The sequence below is a fragment of the Priestia sp. P5_B4 genome, from assembly GCF_056400385.1.
The window spans coordinates 1-4046 of the sequence record NZ_JBFULJ010000318.1 but is presented as its reverse complement, the minus strand read 5'-3'; the positions used below and the strand labels follow the sequence as shown (position 1 = coordinate 4046).

8 protein-coding genes are annotated in these 4046 nt (G+C 39.3%); all 8 read right to left on the bottom strand.

Features of this window, described 5'->3' with window-relative positions:
* A partial coding sequence (locus AC1DRF_RS18365; protein ID WP_477741344.1) for a gas vesicle protein K occupies window positions 1-233 on the bottom strand: 233 nt, incomplete at its 3' end.
* A complete protein-coding gene (locus tag AC1DRF_RS18360; RefSeq protein ID WP_013057991.1) occupies window positions 187-474 on the bottom strand; it encodes a gas vesicle protein in 288 nt (95 codons plus the stop codon). The genes AC1DRF_RS18365 and AC1DRF_RS18360, both read right to left, overlap by 47 nt.
* A 17-nt stretch (window positions 475-491) precedes the next feature.
* Window positions 492-1301: a GvpL/GvpF family gas vesicle protein gene (locus tag AC1DRF_RS18355; RefSeq protein ID WP_097822818.1), complete on the bottom strand. Its 810-nt coding sequence runs from the start codon at window positions 1299-1301 to the stop codon at window positions 492-494.
* The gene (locus AC1DRF_RS18350; protein WP_013084016.1) at window positions 1302-1568 is read right to left on the bottom strand and encodes a gas vesicle protein GvpG; all 267 of its coding nucleotides are present in this window, start codon (window positions 1566-1568) and stop codon (window positions 1302-1304) included. It lies immediately after the preceding gene.
* Between the two features lies 1 nt (window position 1569).
* Window positions 1570-2337, bottom strand: a complete 768-nt coding sequence (locus tag AC1DRF_RS18345) for a GvpL/GvpF family gas vesicle protein (RefSeq protein ID WP_013057994.1) — start codon at window positions 2335-2337, stop codon at window positions 1570-1572.
* A 14-nt stretch (window positions 2338-2351) separates the two neighbouring features.
* On the bottom strand, window positions 2352-3278 hold the full coding sequence (gene gvpN, locus AC1DRF_RS18340) for a gas vesicle protein GvpN (RefSeq protein ID WP_427075913.1): 927 nt from the start codon (window positions 3276-3278) through the stop codon (window positions 2352-2354).
* A 28-nt stretch (window positions 3279-3306) separates the two neighbouring features.
* On the bottom strand, window positions 3307-3573 hold the full coding sequence (gene gvpO / locus AC1DRF_RS18335) for a gas vesicle protein GvpO (protein ID WP_013057996.1): 267 nt from the start codon (window positions 3571-3573) through the stop codon (window positions 3307-3309).
* A gap of 75 nt (window positions 3574-3648) precedes the next feature.
* Window positions 3649-3915 carry a gas vesicle structural protein GvpA gene (gene gvpA, locus AC1DRF_RS18330; protein ID WP_013057997.1) on the bottom strand — a complete coding sequence of 89 codons (267 nt, stop codon included), beginning with the start codon at window positions 3913-3915 and terminating at the stop codon, window positions 3649-3651.
* Window positions 3916-4046 lie beyond the last annotated feature (131 nt).

The following is a 4046-nucleotide window of genomic DNA, read 5'->3' as shown; positions in this document are numbered from 1 at the left end:
AGACCGAACACCTCTTTCAACTCGTCCATTTTTTCTTCTAAGTTCATTAGTGCAATTCCTAAGTTTTCAATTTGTTCGTCCGTCAACGTTCCACCCTCCACCCGCCTCATGGCATGACGTTCAACGATTTGCCTCAATAGCTCAATAACTGTCATCACAAGCTGCGCTAAGCCTTGTTCAGCTTGATCAGGATCCAAGTGGATTCGTCCATTTGCTTGGCTGACCGGTTGCATCCATTAATTCCTCCTTTTGTTTATCAAATTGTTCAGAAGTGATTGGTTTGCGATTTCCTTCTTTTGCTTGAACCAGGGTTTCAACCGAAGAAATAAGCACCCGCAAATCCAAATACACTAAATCGACGCCGGCTATGGAAATGATTAAGTCTCCTTTAATGGCGACTCCTTTATCTAAAATGACATCTAAAATATCAATAAGAGCAATATCTTTATTCTCCATGGATTGTTTAAGAGACATAATGTTAATTCCTCACTTTACGCAAAGCTCGAGAAATGATAGGGCGGCCATGGTCCCGTCACTTCAAATTTCCAGCCTTTATTTTCAAGCTTTTGCTGAAGCTCTTCTATTTCGGTTACAAACTTAGTGATCTGCAGAGACGGGAGAAGAAACACGCTGTTCCACGCCATCTGTTCAGCTGCGCCCGTTACGTCCTTGCTCCAATTCTTTTTAACAGAGTCATAAAGCGATAACTCTTTAAGCTTGTCATGTATCTCTTCACACACTTTATTTTTGTGAAGTTCTAATTCTCTTTCAATCAGCTGATCTATTTTTTTCTTTTCAAAAAACTGTCTTCCTGGTGATAAGTGACTAATTTCTTCTTTTTTCGCTTTCACGCTTTCATTCGTTTCGCTGATTCCTTTTTTTAGCTCCGTATCATCACAGTAAATCTTCAAGTTCCACTCTTCATTTCCTTGAAGCAGCGTCAGTGAATTCTCTATCTTTTCTTTGTTAAGCTCAATCGCTGCCTGCAGACTTTCTTCACCTTTATAAATGGTACAAAATTTTAATGGAATAATCGTAAATTCTTCGTACAAAGCGGCTACCGTCTCGTGATGATGAAATGCTTTTTCCTGCAGCCAGCTCATATCCTGCTCCATTTTTTCTTGAATCACTTTTTCTGAATAGGTGTCAGCATCCAGTTTAGAAACTACAGCCGTCACCTGATCAAACGCAATTGGGTGCAGTGAGTGTTCTCCGTCAAACCCTTTATAAGATGGAAACGGCTCTATGGCTGCTGCTTCTTTTGTTGGAATTAGACCGTATAAATACAGTAATTCTCCCATCTAGGATTCCTCATTTCTTTTTTTTGTTAGCTCTTCCCATTGTTCAATTTCTCTGCGCTTCGCAATTTCGTACCTCATTAACAATTCATCTTCTTTTTCTTGAAACGCTTCTTCGGGAATTTCACCAAGCTCAAACATCATTTGAAGCTGAATGAGTTTTTGCTGAATCGTCGGAAGGTCATATAGCTGTTTATCAGCTTCTTCCTGTACTTTTTCGCCGATTTTCACTACAAGGTTAATAGGGGCGGTTACTAATTTGTGAAGCACGTTATTTCTCTTCTACTTTTAGGCGAATGTTCACAAAATTATAAGCAGGCCATGGACCGCTGTAATGAAAATCGGCTTTGTCTTTCCAGTTTTCATGCGCTTCATTCACTTTTTCATCAAACTTCGCTTCATCTTCTCGGTTAATTAAGAAAGATGCGTTTAAAAGCATCGTTTCGCCCGTTGGCTCATTTGCTTTTGCTGCTTCCGCTGCTTCTTCAAGCGGTGAAAACACATCTGTCTTGACTTCTTTTTGCAGGGAAGTAAACATCTTTTGAGCCATTCCCCCAAGTTGAATACGCTCATAATAACCGGCTGCTTCTGATTTTCCTTTTACGGAGGCTGATACTTTTTCAAGTTCAGGATTTTCATTTACTTTTTTCTCAAGCCATTCTTTTTTCCCAATTACTTTTAAACCGACTTCAATTTTTCCTTTGATCGCTGGAAACAGTTTTTCAAACTGCGGATAAAGGTTTTCCAAAAGAACTTTTACATCTTCTTTTGATTTGAATACATTCCCAAAGCTAATCGGAATAACCGTATCATTTTTGTCCATAATTGCTGCTACTGCGTTTTGATGCATTAATAAATTTTGGCGATTAGGATGATAAATTTTCATCGGTACTTCAGCTGCTACCATAGCTGCGTCTTTGTAGCGAATCAAAAATGTTTCAGCTTTTGTTCCTTCTACTTCCACGGCGCCAAATTCTTCGTCTTTATCCGTTTGAATGGCGCTAAAAATATAAATACCTGTTTCGTTTGTTTCACTCATGTTTTCAAGCTCCTTTACTTTTCTTCCGTGTCTATATTCTTACATTCTTCTAAAATGATTTTTTCGGCTTTGTTTTTTGCATTTTCTTCATCCAAACATTTGGTAAGCGGATGATGCAAAATATCGATACATAACGTTTGAAAATCTTCGTCATTTCCATCGATAGCAATGTCTTGCTGCGTGGCGAGAGTAGCGATCATAAGCGAAGCCCGAAGGCTAAGTCCGCTGCTGTTTTCGTCTCCAGAGCGGTTTCGCACGTTTGCTACAAGCGTTACAATTGTGCGCGCTTCGTCTTCTTCTACGTCCGTTTTCTCCGTTAAAATCGCTGTCTCTCTGTCGATGTCTTTATAATCAATAAACATGGTAATTAGCCTGTCAAGAAGCGCATCTTGCGTATCATATACGCCGGCATACTCAGCTGGATTGCTTGTGAAGATGACGCGAAAATCGGGATGCACGCGCACAAAAGGATCGGTCATTTTCACTCCATACAGCGGAAGCACGCCTTCTTCTAATATTGATAGAAAGATATTATTCGTTGCAGGCTTAGACCGAGTAAATTCGTCGTAAATCAGCGTATAGCCATTTTTTACAGCTTCAAGCAATCGGCCATCCTGCCAGTTTTCACTCACTTGTTCATCTTTTTTATAGACAGAACGAACATATTGGTCGATTACTTTTTTGCTCGTGTATCCCGTAAAATCGCCAATTAAATCTTTATTGTTGAGCTCGTGATTCCCGTGCATCAGCATTACAGGACGCTTTCTCTTTTTAGCAAGCGCTCGCGCTAAAGAGGTTTTGCCTCCGCCGGCAGGACCTGTAAAATGAATGGAATAGCCGGATTTTAAATAGCTCAGCGCTCTTGAAAGAACCTCTTTTGTCTCGTCATCTTGTATAAAAGCTCCACTGCCTTTTTTCCTTTTGTCTGTTAAGACGGTCATTTTTACGTTCCTCCTGCCATCTTATCGTCTATGCTTCAATGCCAATGGCGCTTCTATATCTGACGTCGAGTCGTTTGAATGAAATGACTTCTTTTTCTTTATTTAAAAAGCACTCGTACGTTCCGAGCATTTCATCTTTGGCGTATTTTTTCATGTATTCTCGTTCTTCAATGACTTCAACAATAACTCTCCAGCCTTCATCTTCAGTAGCTTCCACCGAGGTAATTTTATGAGGAGGAGCTACGTGTTCACCGAAAAAGTCGTTCACGGCTTGCATAATTTTTTTAATTTCCATTTTTAGTAGCCTCCAATAGTTAAATCTAAAAGCTGGAACCACCCTCAAAAAAGGAAGGTTCCATATCACTTCATATTAAATACTAAAACGCGGCTGTCCTTCACTTGAATTTGAACGTTCAGGAAGACCGTTTTCTTCTACGTCGTCACGAAGAAGCCCTACTGCTTCTGCATAGCGTAACCATGTATCAACACTGGCAATAACCACTCGTGCTTCAATCGTTAAAATCTCAATTCCTACAACAGAAACTCTTGCAAAAGCATCAATAACAATTCCTTTATCTAAAATACGGTCAATGACTTCTGCTAAACTTGAACTATTAGTACTTTTTTGAATAGACATATCTCATTTCTCCTTTCGCTTATGATCCCATTGTTTTTAAATCTGTAGATGATTTAATATCATTGGAACTTTTAATCTTAGTAGAGCTTTTAATATCCGTTGCTTTTTTAATCTGATTTGCGCCTTTTATT

Excerpts from the sequence above, each read along its gene's own strand:
- AC1DRF_RS18360 (WP_013057991.1), bottom strand. The coding sequence starts at position 474 with ATGTCTCTTAAACAATCCATGGAGAATAAAGATATTGCTCTTATTGAT.
- AC1DRF_RS18355 (WP_097822818.1), bottom strand. The coding sequence starts at position 1,301 with ATGGGAGAATTACTGTATTTATACGGTCTAATTCCAACAAAAGAAGCA.
- AC1DRF_RS18345 (WP_013057994.1), bottom strand. The coding sequence starts at position 2,337 with ATGAGTGAAACAAACGAAACAGGTATTTATATTTTTAGCGCCATTCAA.
- gvpN (WP_427075913.1), bottom strand. The coding sequence starts at position 3,278 with ATGACCGTCTTAACAGACAAAAGGAAAAAAGGCAGTGGAGCTTTTATA.
- gvpO (WP_013057996.1), bottom strand. The coding sequence starts at position 3,573 with ATGGAAATTAAAAAAATTATGCAAGCCGTGAACGACTTTTTCGGTGAA.
- gvpA (WP_013057997.1), bottom strand. The coding sequence starts at position 3,915 with ATGTCTATTCAAAAAAGTACTAATAGTTCAAGTTTAGCAGAAGTCATT.